Below are 13,806 nucleotides of genomic sequence, written 5' to 3'. Positions count from 1 at the left end.
TTATAGGAGAGAAGATAGAAAAGAAGAAGGAGTAGAAAGATTATGAAAGAATTGGAAGTAAAAAGCATGTACACATTGACCGAGACATTGGCTGCACCGCTGCTGTCAGAGGTGACTTATCCATGGGAGGCATTGCCGAAGATTAGCGCCTTTATTCTGGAGCTTGGAGCAACCTTAAGCGAGGAAGAGTATGAGAAACAAGGAGAGAATATCTGGATTGCCCGTTCCGCAAAGGTGGCACCCACAGCATCGATTACCGGGCCTGCCATTATCGGAAAGAATGCGGAGGTACGTCACTGCGCCTTTATCCGTGGCAATGCTCTGGTAGGAGAGGGGGCTGTAGTAGGGAACTCAACGGAGCTTAAAAATGTGATTCTCTTTAACAAGGTGCAGGTGCCTCACTACAATTATGTGGGCGATTCTATTTTAGGATATAAGGCTCATATGGGAGCCGGCTCCATTACCTCTAATGTAAAGTCCGATAAGCTTCTGGTAAAGGTTCATACACCGGAAGGAGATATTGAGACGGGAATCAAGAAATTCGGAGCCATGATCGGCGATGAGGTGGAGGTTGGCTGCGGAACAGTCATGAATCCGGGAACTGTGATTGGAAGAAACAGCAATATTTATCCCCTGTCCTCCGTGCGGGGCGTTGTTCCGGCTAATTCTATCTATAAAAAGCAGGGAGAGGTAGCAGAGAAGAGGTGAGTATACCCATGAAAAAGCCGTTAACCGGAAGTGCACTCAAATGGATTGCCATTCTTACCATGCTGATTGATCATGTGGGAGCATGCCTTATTGAGGTGTTTGTAATGAATGCTCATGGCACGTCTCCTCTGGCCGGGCGGCTTACCGGAGAGCAGATTATGGCATGGTATGATTTTGACATCTATCTGCGTCTCATTGGAAGAGTTTCCTTTCCTATCTTTTGCTTTTTGCTGGTGGAGGGGGCCGTCCATACCCGGGATATGGGAAAATATATGCTTCGTCTGACATTGTTTGCCCTTTTGTCCGAGGTGCCTTTTGATCTGGCTTTTCACAATATGCTCTTTTTTACGGGGGGACAGAATGTATTTCTGACCCTTGCTATGGGGCTTTTGGCCGTGTGGATTTTGAAGGGATGGAGACAGCAGGTTTGGCGGCTTCCCCTAGGGCTTTTGCTGCCGGCTTTTGCGGCGCAGCTTTTGCTGACGGATTATGGGGCCGTGGGGGTTCTGGTGATTGTGCTTATGTATCTATTGCGGGAACGGCCATGGCTTCGGGCCGTTGTCTGTGTGTTTGTTCTTGTGGCGTTTAATTCTTTGGAGTGGCCGACGGCTTTTTCCTTTTTGCTGATTGCCCTTTACAATGGGGAGAGGGGAAGGCAGCCGAAGTACTTTTTCTATGGGTTTTATCCGGGGCATTTGCTGATGCTTTGGGCGGTTGGGCGGTTTTTGCTGGTGAATTTTGTGTGAGGACGGACGGGGGAGCCAAGATGCGGCGGCTCCGGATTTTAACAAGCAGTTCTATCAGTTCTTGAAAGAGTGAAGGGAAGATTTTCACTACCTTGACAAAAACAGGAATTTTTTGTACACTGATAGTGACTTGGACTTATATAAATTCATAATAGGTTGAATGTTTCTACCAACTACCGTAATAGTTGACTATAGGTCTCCCCCAAGGAGAGGCTGTATCATCATTGCGGTATTTTTTTACAGGAAATTATAGGTTTTGTGAAGTGTAATGCAAAGGTATGGGCCGGAAAAACGGGGGAAGAGTAAGAAAAGAAGAAAAAGCTATAAATATTTCGGAATTGGAGTAAAAACAGAAATCATCCGCTCAGTACCTGGATAGATTTACGGACATAGGCTTTTGGGGGCGGAAATACATCTGTGTTTATTGCATGCTGAACGGAAGCTTGCAGAACTGGAATGGAGGAAGATTATGAGGAACACAGACATTTGTATCATTGGAGCAGGGCCGGCCGGAATTTTCACGGCACTTGAGATGCTGAAGCAGGGAAGCAAAAAGAAAATAATTCTTGTGGAGAAGGGCAAACCGGTGGAAAAGCGGACCTGCCCCAAATCCAAGACAAAGGAGTGCGTAAACTGCAAGCCTTACTGCAACATCACCACCGGATTTTCCGGAGCCGGTGCATTTTCCGACGGAAAGCTCTCCCTAAGCTATGAGGTAGGCGGCGATCTGCCGAGGCTCATCGGAGAGGATTTTGCCCAGGAAATGATAAACTACACAGATAAAATCTATCTGGAATTCGGCGCAGACACAAAAGTAGAGGGCGTCAGCGACGAACAGGGCGTCAAGGATGTGCGCAAGCGGGCTATCCAGGCAGGCTTAAAGCTGGTAGACTGTCCCATCCGTCATCTGGGAACCGAAAAGGCCCAGGAAATCTACTACGAAATTGAACAGTATTTAATAAACCACGGCGTAGAAATCATATTTGGCTATCAGTGCAGAGACCTGATCGTAGAGCAGGACACCTGCAGGGGCGTCGTTATCGAAAAGGCGGGAACCCGTGCAGAGGAAGAAACCATTCACGCAGAGCATGTAGTAGTTGCCACCGGCCGCAAGGGTGCGGACTGGCTGGAAAAGCTCTGTGAGCAGCACAAAATTGCCCATGAGCCGGGCACCGTAGACATCGGCGTCCGTGTAGAGGTGCGCAATGAAATCATGGAGGATGTCAATAACATACTCTACGAATCCAAGCTCATCGGCTACCCCCTGCCCTTTAAAAACAAGGTCCGCACCTTCTGCCAAAACCCGGGAGGCTTTGTGAGCCAGGAAAACTACGACAACGATCTGGCAGTAGTAAACGGCCATTCCTACAAGGATTTGAAATCCAGCAACACCAACCTTGCCATCCTCTGCTCCCACAATTTTACCCATCCTTTCAATCAGCCCATTGCCTATGCAAAGAAAGTGGGAGAGCTTACAAACATGCTGGGCGACGGCAAGATTCTGGTACAGCGCTACGGGGACATTCTGGGCGGAAAGAGAACCTGGCAAAAAGAGCTGGCTCAGTCTAACGTGCGTCCCTCCCTGCCGGATGCGGTAGCAGGCGACATAACGGCAGCGATGCCTTACCGTGCCATGATAAACATCATAAACTTTATCCAGTCCGTAGATCACGTAGTTCCCGGCTTTGCAGCCAATGAGACGCTCCTTTATTCGCCGGAGCTTAAGTTCTACAGCAACCGAATCCAGATGACGCCGGACTTTACAACGAATGTAAAGGGCCTCTATTGCCTGGGCGATTCCAGCGGCTGGACAAGGGGCCTGATGATGGCTTCCATGATGGGCGTCCTCATGGGCCGAAGGCTCATATAACATCCCCAAATTTCCCTGCAGCCATCCCATACACTCCCACGAACAACCGCTGGCAATAACTCCACAGGCTATACATCCTGGCAGCAGCCACCCATACACCCCCACGAACAGCCGTCGTGAAGAATTTTTCCTTCCTGCCAGGCGTGTTAGCCCTCTGGGCGGAGCAGGGCAGGAAGGAAAAATTCTTCACGGCGGCGTCCGTTATTCCATTACCGAAAAATTCAAAAAACCACTAGACTATTTCCAGAAATTATGAGAAAATATAATCAAATGCGACAAGCCCTAGAAACCCTACGGCGGTCGCTTAAGATTTTAACTTAACTTGAAAGGAGTTTTAAAATGATTTATTCACACGAAGTTGAGAAGATGTGTCCGGTAGCACAGGGCGTAAATCATGGCGCTGCTCCGATTCCGGAAGAAGCAAAGTGGGTACAGGCAAAAGAGATCAAAGATATTTCCGGCTTGACACATGGTGTAGGCTGGTGTGCACCTCAGCAGGGAGCCTGCAAGCTGACCCTGAACGTAAAAGAGGGCATCATTCAGGAAGCGCTGGTAGAGACTCTGGGATGTTCCGGAATGACCCATTCCGCAGCCATGGCATCTGAGATTCTTCCTGGAAGAACTCTCCTTGAGGCACTGAACACTGACCTTGTCTGTGATGCAATCAATACAGCTATGAGAGAGCTGTTCCTGCAGATCGTATACGGAAGAACACAGTCCGCATTTTCTGAGGACGGACTTCCTATCGGAGCTGGTCTTGAGGACCTTGGAAAGGGTCTTAGAAGCCAGGTGGGAACCATGTATGGAACTCTGAAAAAGGGACCTCGTTACCTGGAGATGGCAGAGGGCTATGTAACCGGAATCGCTCTGGACGCAGAGGATCAGATCATTGGCTACAAGTTTGTAAATCTTGGCAAGATGACCGATTTCATCAAGAAGGGCGACGATGCCAACACAGCCTGGGAGAAGGCACAGGGACAGTATGGACGCGTAGATGACGCAGTGAAGATCATCGACCCGAGACAGGAATAAGCGAGGAGGTAGACAAAGATGGCATTATTTGAATCATATGAAAGACGAATTGATAAAATCAATGAGGTATTAGGCAGCTACGGCATCGCTTCCCTGGAAGAGGCAGAGAAGATTACAAAGGATGCGGGCCTTGACGTATACAATCAGATTAAGGGCATTCAGCCTATCTGTTTTGAGAACGCATGCTGGGCCTACACCGTAGGCGCTGCGATCGCAATCAAAAAGGGCTGCCGCAAGGCCGCAGACGCAGCAGCAGCAATCGGTGAGGGACTTCAGTCCTTCTGTATCCCCGGCTCCGTAGCAGATACCCGTAAGGTAGGCTTGGGACATGGAAACCTTGGCAAGATGCTTCTGGAGGAGGAGACCGAGTGCTTCGCATTCCTGGCAGGTCATGAATCCTTTGCGGCCGCAGAGGGCGCTATCGGTATCGCTGAGAAGGCCAACAAGGTTCGTCAGAAACCGTTGCGTGTTATCCTGAACGGTCTTGGAAAGGACGCTGCTCAGATTATCGCAAGAATCAATGGATTTACATATGTAGAGACCGAGTACGATCCTTACACCAATGAGGTAAAGGAAGTGTTCAGAAAAGCTTACTCAGAGGGACTTCGTGCAAAGGTTAATTGCTATGGCGCTAACAGCGTTCCCGAAGGCGTTGCTATCATGTGGAAGGAGAACGTAGACGTATCCATCACCGGCAACTCCACCAATCCTACACGTTTCCAGCATCCGGTAGCAGGTACCTACAAAAAGGAGAGACTGGAAGCAGGAAAGAAATACTTCTCCGTTGCATCCGGCGGTGGTACGGGACGTACTCTTCATCCGGACAACATGGCAGCAGGACCGGCTTCCTATGGTATGACCGATACGCTGGGACGTATGCACTCTGACGCTCAGTTTGCAGGTTCCTCTTCCGTACCGGCTCACGTAGAGATGATGGGTCTTATTGGCGCAGGCAATAACCCCATGGTTGGTATGACTGTGGCTGTGGCTGTTTCCATCGAGGAAGCGGCGAAGGCCGGGAAGTTCTAAGAATAGCGTATTTATGCAGCCTGGTTAGACTTGTGCGGAAGAGTGAAAAAGTATCAAAAAGACATGGTAACTAACACATAACTAACAGGTAACTAACAAATAAGGGACACGCTTGTATAGCATGCCCCTTATTTTTATTCTGTAATTTTCTGTATTTCTTGGTGCAGTTCGTCTATTACCCGGTGGGTATAAGCTTTAATGTTTCATGCGGATCTTTTCTCCAAGATGATAACGGACAGCCAAGAAAATACATATGATAGAGTAAAAGTACTTTCTCTGCTGTTTTAAAAAACATTTCCGGAGGATCGTGTCAGAGCGTAATGGGTAAAGGAATAGACTTATATTCCTATATTCCGCAGCAATTCTTCCGCTGGCACTCCATAAAGTTTGGCCAGGGCCAGAAGGTTTGAGGTGCTTGGGTCCGAGATTCCGCCTTCCCACTTGGAAACAGCCTGTCTGCTGACGCCCAAGGATTCTGCCACAAATTCCTGGGTCATCCTGCAGCGGAGCCGGTTTTCTTTCAGAAATTCACCAAGAGATTTACGGACGATACTTTTTTCCGCTCTTACTTCTTTTGAAGCGATGTACTTTTTGAGTGCCTTGACAAGCAGTATAAACAGGTAAATTAACGCTGCAGTAACAGCAAGCCAAAATATCAAAGCTAGAATCATAAAAGTTGTCATAATGTACATAAATTTCTACTCCTTCCTATTTCAGTTTTGCACTTTCCAAAGGGTATTCGGTTTCCCGGATGGATTTCTAGACTTCATTTTACCCCAAATACTTTGTTACATCCACCAACTATTGCGCAATTTTTGGTTGCCGCAGGGGTTTACTGTTGAAAACTTTTTTGATTGACCATATAATATAGAAGAAACCTATGATTGCTGAATGGATAGCAACTGTGAGATTGCCATGAACGAACGAATCAGACAGAAAAGAAAACAAGTCAGAAACAGGATTTTCATACTTTTGGGGACTATGCTTACAGTCTCTCTGATTTTTGCGGCCTGCTTCTGGGTGAAAAGCGGCCGGACGGAAGCTTTGTTTGAGGCACTTTTAGGGGAAAAGGGCAGAAGTCTCCAGGAAGGAGCAGGATTCCAGGCGGCAATGACAGCAAAAGTACAGAAGGCAAAGGCTAAAGCAGCTGCACGGGCCGAGGAGGAAGAAAGGGCATTGAAGGAAATATCCAGAGAGGTAGCCCCCTCCCTTCGCATAGAAAACACAGTGGATTTTACGGCATTAAAGGAACAGAACCGCGATGTCTATGCCTGGATTTTCATTCCGGGAACAAAAGTGGATTACCCGGTCCTGCAGCATCCTGTTCAGGATGAGTATTATCTGAACCATACCATAGATCATGTGTCCGGCCTGCCGGGAAGCATTTATTCAGAGCCCATACATCCAAAGGACTTTTCCGCTCATCAGACAATCCTTTACGGCCATAATATGAAAAATGACACCATGTTCGGAAGTCTTCATGATTATGAAAATTCCGCATTTTTTGAGGAGCAGCCCTATGTATATATTCATCTGCCGGATCGGACGCTGCTGTATCAGATATTTGCTGCAGTACAGTTTTCCGACGCATACCTTCCGGGGTTTTACGATTTTGAGGAAGAGGAAGCCTTCATGAGCTTTATTGAGGATTTGCGAAATTCTCCCGGACTTATAAGGGAAAACATGGAGGTGCCATTTGGGAGCCGCCTTCTGACCTTGTCTACCTGCATAGGAGATGCGCCAAAGAATCGATTTCTGGTAGTGGCATTGTTGGCGGGAGAGTATGAGAAAGGATCGTAACGGTTTAGAAGGCCTGCGGTAAGCAAACGGATAAATTAATGGATGACAGATTTTTCTCTTGACAAACGTGAATCCTATGTTAGCATATTAATAAAAGGGAAAATCCGGAGGTTTATATGTGTGCAAAAGACGTGAAGTACCGCAAGATTGAGGAAGATATCATAGAAGCCATCAAAGAGGGACGTCTGCGTCCGGGGGATCGGATTGACAGTGAATCTGTTTTAAAGCAGCGATACGGCGTATCCACAATCACTGTGCGGAGAGCATTTTCCGATTTGATTAGCCAGGGATATTTAAACGGAGTCCAGGGTGTGGGAACCTTTGTGGCGAAAAAGCAGATGATAAGAGCCTTGACCTCCATAAGCTTCAGCGAAGAGCTGCTGGAGCAGAAGTATGTAATTGATCTCTATGTGGACGCCATAGAGGAGATTATTGATAAGCGGATTTCAGAGGCTCTGGATATTGCACCGGAGCAGTCTGTGATTCGGGTAAAGCGTGTCCGCATGGCAAATGAAGATCCGGTAGCATACCATATTTCCTATATAGACAGCCGGATTTTGAGCCTTAAGCAGGCCCAGGAGATTTATGAACGTAAGTCTTTCTATAAAACTCTGGACTCTATTGGAAGGAAGCCTACATGGGCGGTGGAGAATTACTCGGTCCGGGATGTGACGGATGCACATATCACGGAGCTTATGGGAATACCCAAGGGCAATTCTGCATTTTTCATCAAGCGGACGGCCTACAATGACGAGGACAAGGTGGTGGAATATTCGGAAACCTATTTTCATAAAGACTGGTATTCTGTAAATGTGACGATCAAGATTTAAAATGATTTCATTTTTGTGAACAGTGATTCAGATGGACATGCTGGCAGAGCTGTCTGTCTCGGCACAGATAATAAGAATTTGCTTGAATTTAGGGCAAAGTATACAAAGGCAGAGCCTCCGATTTGGTGGTTTTGCTTTTTTTCAATTTGCCTATTGCAATTTTTTAAAACTTAATATATTATTTATTCATATAAAACAACATGTTAATATATTAAGTAAGGCGTCAAAACATTTGGAAAAATCTAATAATGACGTTTCAAAGAAATACAGTTTCATTTGTAACATAAGGAGGCAGAAATGAAAATTGTAACTTATACACAGAAGCATGAAAAAGCAGTCGTGGATTTATGGAATCGGACGCTCCATTTTGATCCGCTTACTGTAAAAAAGTTCAGGAAACAGGCATTATTTGACGAAAACTTTGATCCTTCTCTCTGCTATATTGCCCTGGAGAATGAAAAGCCTGTGGGCTTCTGCCTGGGGATGCGCAGGAAATTTCCCTATATGGAACGGGGCCTGGAGCCGGACCGGGGATGGATTGTGGTCATGTTTGTGGCAGAGGAATTTCAGAGAAAAGGGATTGGAACCGCTCTTGTGAACCGGGCAGAGGAAGACATGAAACGTGCCGGTGCGAAGAATATTACCTTAAGCGCTTACAGTCCCAGCTACTTTTTTCCGGGTGTGGATGAGGTAAATTATCCGGCAGCTGCGGCGTTTTTTAAAAAGCTTGGGTATGCTCCCGGAAAAAAGGATTACTCCATGTGCAAGGATCTTCATGGCTATCAGATGAGCCCGGAGGCCAGGGAAAGAATGGAGGCGGCTAAGAAAAAAGGCTATTGTTTTATTAATTTTACCTATGAGTATGCACTGGAGCTTCTGGAATTTAATAAGAATCAGTTTGGGGGAGGCTGGAAGCGCAATGCGCTTATAGCCATGCAGAATGGGACGGCAGAGGATTTGATTCTGCTGGTGTTAAGTCCCGAAGGAAAGATCTGCGGCTTCTGTATGCGGATGATTGACGGCAATCCCATGAGATTTGGCCCCATTGGAATTGATAAGGCTATGAGAAATGAGGGGCTTGGAAGTATTCTTCTTGACTTTGCACAGCTTGAGATGGCAAAAAGAGGAGTTTACCATATGTATTTTGTTTCTACAGATGAACCGGGGCGGCGCTACTATGAGCGGCATGGAATTCATGTGTTCCGGAGCTTTACATCCTACAAAAAGGATTTGTAGGAAAGGAGGTAGTTTAATTTATGGCAGCAATGAAACGCATTGTCAGCATCGGGGCCCATTCCCTTGACGCAGAGCTTATGGGAGGCCCCCTGATGCTGAAATATGCAAAGGAGGGCGCACACTGCACCTTTATCCATGTGACCCAGGGAAGACTGGAGGACCCGGATGCCACACAGGAGGAAAAGGATGCATATCTTAAGTCTCTGCTTGATCAGAACCAGAGAGCGGCAAAAGCACTGGGAGGAGATACCATCTGGCTGGGCTATGTTTCCAGCAGTATGCCGTCTACGGAGGAGTTTGCGGCAAGGCTTGAGAAGTATTTTGAAGAGGAACAGGTGGAACTGGTAATCACCCACTGGCGAGGCTCCATGCATCCAAGACATATCAATACCCATGATGCTGTTACAACTGCTGTGAAAGCTTTAAGAAGAAAGGGAAATCCCATCCGTCTTGTGTACGGAGAGACCTTCGAGGATCTGGTAGGCTTCCTGCCGCAGGCATATTTCGTTCTGAACGAGGAAGAGAAAGAGCAATGGTTCTCAGGGCTTAAGGAATACCAGGTATTTAACGGGGAAATCAATGATTTTCCATATATTCCATATTATACAACCAATGGAAAGGTGCGTCAGATTGAGTGCGGCAGCAGCGGTTTCACAGTGAACTATATGTATGCCAGTCTCATTGAGAATGAGCTGTGGTAAGGGCTATGAGCGGACAAAAGGTAAAAATCAGCCATCTGAATACGGAGACCAGAAATCCCAGAACTATGGAGCTGGATCTTCTGTCCCCGGGAGAAATCTTACGCATTATGAATGAGGAAGACAGACGGGCGGTGGATGCGGTAGAAAAAGCGCTGCCTCAGATTGAAAAAGCAGTTACGCGTGTGGTGCAGGCATTGAATGAGGGCGGCCGGCTCATCTATGTGGGAGCCGGAACCAGCGGAAGGATCGGCATTATGGATGCGGTGGAGTGCACGCCTACCTTTTCCACGACAGATGAGGTCCAGGCCGTAATTGCCGGTGGAAGCGGAGCTTTTATTAAGGCTGTGGAAGGAGCCGAGGATTCGGAAAGCCTGGCTGTGGAGGATTTGAAAAAGCTTGGGCTTAAAAAAGAGGATGTGGTATGTGCTATTGCAGCATCCGGAAGGACACCTTATTGTATGGGGGCCTTAAAGTACGGAGCTTTAGTGGAAGCCGGAACCATCAGCATAAGCTGCAATCCGGGAGCGGCCATTTCCGGGCTTGCCCGGATAGCCATTGAGGTAAATGCAGGGCCGGAGATTCTCACCGGTTCCACCAGGCTGAAGGCCGGAACCTGCCAGAAGCTTATCTGCAATATGATTTCCACTGCTTCTATGGTTGGGATTGGGAAGGTGTACGGCAATCTGATGGTAGATATGAAGGCGACCAATCAGAAACTTGTAGAACGGGCAAAAGGAATCGTGATGCAGAGCACAGGCTGTGATTATGAGAAGGCTGAGCAGATTTTAGAGGAAACGGGATATTCTACTAAGGAAGCCATTGTTATGATTCTCACTGGAACAGACCGGGAGACGGCTGTGGGGCTGCTGAAGAAGAATAGGGGGTTTGTGCGGAAATGTATACCCTAGTACAACGAATATTAAGTTATTGGCAGTTTGACTTGCCTATTTTCCTGATAGCACTACTCATCAAGCCTCGCCGCAGCCACTGCTGCGACTGCGTTTGTAAAGCAGCACTCTCAGAAGAATATTCTGCGTCAAACTATCCAAAACTTAATTTTCGTTGTACTGGAAACGGAACTGGAATAAAAGGAGAATGGTGATGGGAAAATTATATGTACGGGTGGACGACAGGCTGATTCATGGCCAGACCATTGTGGCATGGTGCCCGACACTCAAAATTGAGGAAATTATTGCAGTGGATGATGTCAGTGCGCAGAATCCTATGCTGAAATCTATTTTAACCATGGGAGTCCCGAAGAATTATGTGACAAACATTGTCACTACAGCAGAGGCAAATGACCTTCTGAAGGAAAAGAGCAACAAGAACCGGCTGGTCATTGTGAAAGTGCCGGAAAAACTCGGGGAGCTGGGAGAAAACATCCGGGATTGCGAACAACTGATTCTGGGAAATATGGCAAAACGGCCGGATACGGTTCACAAAGTAAGCGGAGCCACAGGCATTTTCTATCTGAGCGAGGCAGACGTAAAGCTTTTGGATGAACTTGCGGATAAGGGAATGGACATTGTGTTCCATCAGCTGCCCAATGCCTCCAAGGTGACCTGGAAGGCATTCAAAGAAACTATTTAGATAAAGGTGACCTGGAAGAATATTACGGAACTGGAATAGGAGAATGAGATATGAATATGGTTCAGATTATTTTAATAGCACTATTTGTATATCTGGGAGCAATTGGCTCCATTGTAGGCAACACCATTGGATGGTACACACTGGGAAGACCCCTTGTTGCTTCTTTTGTAGTAGGGGTTATTATGGGTGACGTGTCCACCGCCATGCTTGTGGGTGTTCCTTTACAGATTATGTATATGGGAAATGTAACTCCTGGAGGCGCTGTTGCCTGGGATTTATCCTATGCAACCTATATCGGCACAGCAGGAGCATTGGTATTCGGGAAAGGTATGGGAACCACGGAGGTTATCGGTCTGGCAGTGCTGTTTGCAGGAATCGGCGGTCTGGTGGGCGGCGTGATGTGGAATGTATCCTATGCACTTAATCTTCCTTTAAATCGTGTTGCCAATAAGTATGCAGAAGCCGGCGAGACAAAGAAAATGTACATACCAAACGTAGTATTCGGACAGCTCATTGGCTTTGCCTGCCGCTTTATACCTGCAGTAATCGTGTTAAGCTCCATGACAGCGGCTTCCGGCCAGGGAGATTTCGCAAGCATGATTCCCGGATGGGTGACTACGCTTCTTGGCGTATTCGGCGGCATGATGGCGGCTCTTGGAATGGGAATTATTCTGTCCTTCCTGTTGAAAAAGCAGTATCATTTTGCTGTTTTCCTGGTTGGTTTTATTTTGGTGACATATTTTGGACTGAGCATGATGGGTGTGGCAGTTGTGGCAGTGATAACGGCGATTCTCTATTTTACAGTCATTGACAAATTGGCAGGGAGGGAATGATTATGGCAAAGAAAATTAGTGAAAAGACCTTAAAGAAATCCTTTTGGAATTGGTTCTTCTGGAACGGCTGCTCTCAGCAGGCGGAGAGTATGCTTGGCATGGCATTCGGACAGGCTATGGCTCCGGTGGTGGATGAGCTGTATGATACAAAGGAAGAAAAGGCAGAGGCATTGAAGCGTCATGTGACCCTCTTTAATACAGAGGCACAGGTTGGCTCCATCTGCAACGGCATTGTCTGTGGTATGGAGGAGGCCAACGCTAACGGCGAGTGTACACCGGAGATCATCGGCAGTGTAAAGACTGCATTGATTGGTCCGACTTCGGCCATCGGTGATTCCCTGTGGGTGGCAACCATCATTCCGATTTTACTGACGATCTGCCTTTCTATTTCCCAGGCAAATGCTTCTGTGGCATGGGCCGGACCGGTGCTGTATATGGTGATTTATCCAATATGCACTTGCATTATCAGCTGGAAGCTGTACAAATTCGGCTATCATACCGGACTTGAGGGGATGCAGAAGTTCATGGCTAACGGAAAACTGGATATGTTGACAGACACCATGACCATTATGGGACTTATTGTAGTAGGCGCTCTGACAGCCTCCTTTGTGAGCATGTCTTTGCCGATTCAGATTGTGAAGGATGTGTATGATGTAACCACAGATACTGTTCTGGAGGCACAGGTGTTGTTCAATGCAGACAGTATGCTCAATTCCGTTTTCCCGAACATCCTGCCCCTTGGGCTGACCTTGTTTGTATACTATCTGTATGCAAAGAAAAAATGGTCTCCCATGAAACTGATGGGATTGATTCTGGTGCTGGCGGCGATACTTACAGCCATTGGATTCGCCTGCGGCGTATATGCATAAAAATATTACAGGGGCTGCTGCAAATGCTCAGCAGCGCCCCTTTTGGAAAGGATAAGTGATGACAGAGATTATTGTGATTGGACATGGAGGCTATGGCGAGGGTGTGCGCACCAATCTGGAAATGGTTACAGGGGTTCCGGAAAATATGCATTTTCTGAATTTTACAAAGGAACAGGATCGGGCGGAGCTGGAGGCTCATATGGATGAGCTGCTTGGGAGACTGGGAGAAAAAGAGGTATTGTTCTGCTGTGATCTTCCCGGTGCAACACCCTTCCAAGCAGCTGCGCTCCGTACGGCTGCCAATGCAGAGAAGTACCGTACCGTTGCAGGGCTGAATCAGATGGCTTATATGGAACTGTCCATGGACAGCAGCGGGACAGCGGCGGAGCTGGCAAAACGGGCGATGGAGACTACGAAGGAATCCGTGACAGAGTTTCCTTAAAATAAACTGTTAATAAAATATAAAGACTATAAAAAAATTGTCAAAAAAAATAAAAAAAGGTGTTGACAACCAAAAAACGGCGTGGTAATATATAAAAGCTGTCGCAGGAGACAACACAAA

At 47.1% G+C, this 13,806-nt stretch carries 15 protein-coding genes and 1 riboswitch; of the genes, 14 read left to right on the top strand and 1 reads right to left on the bottom strand.

Annotated elements, in window-relative coordinates:
• Nucleotides 1–42 precede the first annotated feature (42 nt).
• From VSQ61_RS20475 to VSQ61_RS20455, 5 genes are all read left to right on the top strand, one after another.
• Nucleotides 43–708 (top strand): acyltransferase, encoded by a 666-nt coding sequence (locus VSQ61_RS20475; RefSeq protein WP_334346212.1) that lies wholly within the window; start codon nucleotides 43–45, stop codon nucleotides 706–708.
• Between the two features lie 8 nt (nucleotides 709–716).
• Nucleotides 717–1,454 carry a TraX family protein gene (locus VSQ61_RS20470; RefSeq protein WP_334346211.1) on the top strand — a complete coding sequence of 246 codons (738 nt, stop codon included), beginning with the start codon at nucleotides 717–719 and terminating at the stop codon, nucleotides 1,452–1,454.
• 116 nt (nucleotides 1,455–1,570) lie between these two features.
• Nucleotides 1,571–1,666: riboswitch (purine riboswitch) on the top strand.
• A gap of 257 nt (nucleotides 1,667–1,923) precedes the next feature.
• Nucleotides 1,924–3,324 carry an NAD(P)/FAD-dependent oxidoreductase gene (locus VSQ61_RS20465; RefSeq protein WP_334346210.1) on the top strand — a complete coding sequence of 467 codons (1,401 nt, stop codon included), beginning with the start codon at nucleotides 1,924–1,926 and terminating at the stop codon, nucleotides 3,322–3,324.
• A gap of 339 nt (nucleotides 3,325–3,663) precedes the next feature.
• On the top strand, nucleotides 3,664–4,356 hold the full coding sequence (locus VSQ61_RS20460; RefSeq protein WP_172542765.1) for an iron-sulfur cluster assembly scaffold protein: 693 nt from the start codon (nucleotides 3,664–3,666) through the stop codon (nucleotides 4,354–4,356).
• Between the two features lie 18 nt (nucleotides 4,357–4,374).
• The gene (locus tag VSQ61_RS20455; protein WP_334346209.1) at nucleotides 4,375–5,385 is read left to right on the top strand and encodes a GGGtGRT protein; all 1,011 of its coding nucleotides are present in this window, start codon (nucleotides 4,375–4,377) and stop codon (nucleotides 5,383–5,385) included.
• Between the two features lie 338 nt (nucleotides 5,386–5,723).
• Here VSQ61_RS20455 and VSQ61_RS20450 read toward each other — a convergent pair whose 3' ends face one another.
• A complete protein-coding gene (locus VSQ61_RS20450; protein WP_334346208.1) occupies nucleotides 5,724–6,077 on the bottom strand; it encodes a helix-turn-helix domain-containing protein in 354 nt (117 codons plus the stop codon).
• 223 nt (nucleotides 6,078–6,300) lie between these two features.
• On the opposite strand from VSQ61_RS20450, the gene VSQ61_RS20445 reads away from it, so the two are divergent.
• From VSQ61_RS20445 to VSQ61_RS20405, 9 genes are all read left to right on the top strand, one after another.
• The gene (locus tag VSQ61_RS20445) at nucleotides 6,301–7,185 is read left to right on the top strand and encodes a class B sortase (protein WP_334346207.1); all 885 of its coding nucleotides are present in this window, start codon (nucleotides 6,301–6,303) and stop codon (nucleotides 7,183–7,185) included.
• Between the two features lie 116 nt (nucleotides 7,186–7,301).
• Nucleotides 7,302–8,015: a GntR family transcriptional regulator gene (locus VSQ61_RS20440; RefSeq protein ID WP_334346206.1), complete on the top strand. Its 714-nt coding sequence runs from the start codon at nucleotides 7,302–7,304 to the stop codon at nucleotides 8,013–8,015.
• Nucleotides 8,016–8,312: 297 nt separating this feature from the next.
• Nucleotides 8,313–9,251 (top strand): GNAT family N-acetyltransferase, encoded by a 939-nt coding sequence (locus VSQ61_RS20435; RefSeq protein WP_334346205.1) that lies wholly within the window; start codon nucleotides 8,313–8,315, stop codon nucleotides 9,249–9,251.
• A 20-nt stretch (nucleotides 9,252–9,271) separates the two neighbouring features.
• Nucleotides 9,272–9,952, top strand: coding sequence for a PIG-L deacetylase family protein (locus VSQ61_RS20430; protein WP_334346204.1), 681 nt, complete (start codon nucleotides 9,272–9,274; stop codon nucleotides 9,950–9,952).
• A 5-nt stretch (nucleotides 9,953–9,957) separates the two neighbouring features.
• Nucleotides 9,958–10,860: an N-acetylmuramic acid 6-phosphate etherase gene (gene murQ / locus VSQ61_RS20425; protein ID WP_334346203.1), complete on the top strand. Its 903-nt coding sequence runs from the start codon at nucleotides 9,958–9,960 to the stop codon at nucleotides 10,858–10,860.
• 193 nt (nucleotides 10,861–11,053) lie between these two features.
• The gene (locus VSQ61_RS20420) at nucleotides 11,054–11,542 is read left to right on the top strand and encodes a PTS sugar transporter subunit IIB (protein ID WP_334346202.1); all 489 of its coding nucleotides are present in this window, start codon (nucleotides 11,054–11,056) and stop codon (nucleotides 11,540–11,542) included.
• Between the two features lie 50 nt (nucleotides 11,543–11,592).
• Nucleotides 11,593–12,375, top strand: a complete 783-nt coding sequence (locus VSQ61_RS20415) for a PTS mannose/fructose/sorbose/N-acetylgalactosamine transporter subunit IIC (RefSeq protein WP_334346201.1) — start codon at nucleotides 11,593–11,595, stop codon at nucleotides 12,373–12,375.
• Between the two features lie 2 nt (nucleotides 12,376–12,377).
• Entirely contained in the window at nucleotides 12,378–13,244 is an 867-nt protein-coding gene (locus tag VSQ61_RS20410) for a PTS system mannose/fructose/sorbose family transporter subunit IID (protein ID WP_334346200.1), read from the top strand.
• A gap of 58 nt (nucleotides 13,245–13,302) precedes the next feature.
• Nucleotides 13,303–13,686 carry a PTS sugar transporter subunit IIA gene (locus tag VSQ61_RS20405; protein WP_334346199.1) on the top strand — a complete coding sequence of 128 codons (384 nt, stop codon included), beginning with the start codon at nucleotides 13,303–13,305 and terminating at the stop codon, nucleotides 13,684–13,686.
• The last annotated feature ends 120 nt before the right edge of the window (nucleotides 13,687–13,806 follow it).

This window comes from Candidatus Merdisoma sp. JLR.KK006 (assembly GCF_036941035.1).
Classification (GTDB): Bacteria; Bacillota; Clostridia; order Lachnospirales; family Lachnospiraceae; genus Laedolimicola.
The sequence above is the reverse complement of the archived record's forward strand: the minus strand, read 5'-3'. Positions and strand labels throughout refer to the sequence as shown.

Coding starts and splice junctions, on each gene's coding strand:
- VSQ61_RS20475 (WP_334346212.1), top strand. CDS start 43: ATGAAAGAATTGGAAGTAAAAAGCATGTACACATTGACCGAGACATTG.
- VSQ61_RS20470 (WP_334346211.1), top strand. CDS start 717: ATGAAAAAGCCGTTAACCGGAAGTGCACTCAAATGGATTGCCATTCTT.
- VSQ61_RS20465 (WP_334346210.1), top strand. CDS start 1,924: ATGAGGAACACAGACATTTGTATCATTGGAGCAGGGCCGGCCGGAATT.
- VSQ61_RS20460 (WP_172542765.1), top strand. CDS start 3,664: ATGATTTATTCACACGAAGTTGAGAAGATGTGTCCGGTAGCACAGGGC.
- VSQ61_RS20455 (WP_334346209.1), top strand. CDS start 4,375: ATGGCATTATTTGAATCATATGAAAGACGAATTGATAAAATCAATGAG.
- VSQ61_RS20450 (WP_334346208.1), bottom strand. CDS start 6,077: ATGTACATTATGACAACTTTTATGATTCTAGCTTTGATATTTTGGCTT.
- VSQ61_RS20445 (WP_334346207.1), top strand. CDS start 6,301: ATGAACGAACGAATCAGACAGAAAAGAAAACAAGTCAGAAACAGGATT.
- VSQ61_RS20440 (WP_334346206.1), top strand. CDS start 7,302: ATGTGTGCAAAAGACGTGAAGTACCGCAAGATTGAGGAAGATATCATA.
- VSQ61_RS20435 (WP_334346205.1), top strand. CDS start 8,313: ATGAAAATTGTAACTTATACACAGAAGCATGAAAAAGCAGTCGTGGAT.
- VSQ61_RS20430 (WP_334346204.1), top strand. CDS start 9,272: ATGGCAGCAATGAAACGCATTGTCAGCATCGGGGCCCATTCCCTTGAC.
- murQ (WP_334346203.1), top strand. CDS start 9,958: ATGAGCGGACAAAAGGTAAAAATCAGCCATCTGAATACGGAGACCAGA.
- VSQ61_RS20420 (WP_334346202.1), top strand. CDS start 11,054: ATGGGAAAATTATATGTACGGGTGGACGACAGGCTGATTCATGGCCAG.
- VSQ61_RS20415 (WP_334346201.1), top strand. CDS start 11,593: ATGAATATGGTTCAGATTATTTTAATAGCACTATTTGTATATCTGGGA.
- VSQ61_RS20410 (WP_334346200.1), top strand. CDS start 12,378: ATGGCAAAGAAAATTAGTGAAAAGACCTTAAAGAAATCCTTTTGGAAT.
- VSQ61_RS20405 (WP_334346199.1), top strand. CDS start 13,303: ATGACAGAGATTATTGTGATTGGACATGGAGGCTATGGCGAGGGTGTG.